Source organism: Vibrio sp. 10N.222.49.A3, from assembly GCF_041475145.1.
Classification (GTDB): Bacteria; Pseudomonadota; Gammaproteobacteria; order Enterobacterales; family Vibrionaceae; genus Vibrio; species Vibrio tasmaniensis_A.
The window spans coordinates 1-1270 of sequence record NZ_JBFRVM010000067.1; the positions used below are offsets into that span (position 1 = coordinate 1).

The window sequence follows — 1270 nt, forward strand, 5'->3', positions numbered from 1 at the left end:
ATAAAACTAAGGCCTCGCGAGTGCGGGGCCTTTTTGTGAGTTGGAGGTTTTACTAGATACATTCATTTCAATTTGCGAGTAATGATCGCTTCGTTCACTCGTTTATGGTCCTTAAACGAGTACCTCATAGTTATATAAATGGTCTATCAACCACTCCTAGATACGTAATCAGCACCACTGTGATTAGCAAGGGCTGACCGAATCTAGAGGTGCTTTCTACTGATAATCACTTTAACTATGTGTTTAGGACGTCCTGCTATGGCTAAGAAAATAATATTCATTCATGGTCGCGCTCAAAAGCCCGATAAAGCTCCCCTTCAAGCACTCTGGTACGAGGCCATAGAACATGGCTTGCAGAGAGATTGTGGCGCCTCAAGTTCGTTACAAGCTTTTAAAGATGTCGATAAACGGTTTGTCTATTACGGTGAACTATCAAACACATTGTTAGACAAACCAACGGAAGACCCTGCAAGTCGTCAGCAGGCGCTGTCTGAACTCAAAAAGTACAAGACAAGCCAGTTCAATAAAACAACGTATAACAAGGTATCTAAAATTGGTTTTCTAAAAGAGGCGTTAGCAGATACTTTTTCATCGCTATTTGGAAAGCTAGGTGTGGCTGAGTCACTCATCACGATGGTCGCGCCGGATATGGCGCATTATTGGTATGAAGATACCTATTTTGGTAGCGATGTCAGGCATAGGCTAATGGTTGAGCTGAAGGAAGCGCTTGATAATCAAGATGATGTGATGATTGTATCGCACAGTCTCGGGTCGATGATCAGTTATGACGTGCTGTGGAAGTTGTCTCATTACGGAGAGTATAGGCATGACTATGGTGCGGATAAGAAGGTTAACTTATTGCTTACGCTTGGGTCACCGTTAGGCGATGAAAACGTAAAAGATAGGCTAAAGGGGAGCCGCTTGAAAAATGAGAAGAAGTACCCTTTAAACATTCAGCAATGGATAAACATATCGGCAGAAGATGATTTTATCTCTCATGACAGCAAAATTAGAAATGACTTTAAGGATATGCTCAAACAGGACCTGATACCCGGCGGAATGAAAGATATCCACCCCATTTATAACCTCAATATTCGCAACGGAAAAAGCAATCCGCATGCTTCCATCGGTTATCTAATCAATCCTAAATTCATTACAGTACTGGACGAATGGCTTTCTAATTGATTTGGTTTTATCATCGCCAATTGTTAGCTGCTTGTTCGTTGGAACGCAGATAAAACAAGGCCTCGCGATTGCGAGGCCTTTTTGT

General features: G+C 42.1%; 1 protein-coding gene. It reads left to right on the forward strand.

Annotated features, from left to right (window positions below):
• The first annotated feature begins 258 nt into the window (after positions 1-258).
• Positions 259-1185: a hypothetical protein gene (locus AB4589_RS12670; protein WP_372100696.1), complete on the forward strand. Its 927-nt coding sequence runs from the start codon at positions 259-261 to the stop codon at positions 1183-1185.
• The last annotated feature ends 85 nt before the right edge of the window (positions 1186-1270 follow it).

Coding starts and splice junctions, on each gene's coding strand:
- AB4589_RS12670 (WP_372100696.1), top strand. CDS start 259: ATGGCTAAGAAAATAATATTCATTCATGGTCGCGCTCAAAAGCCCGAT.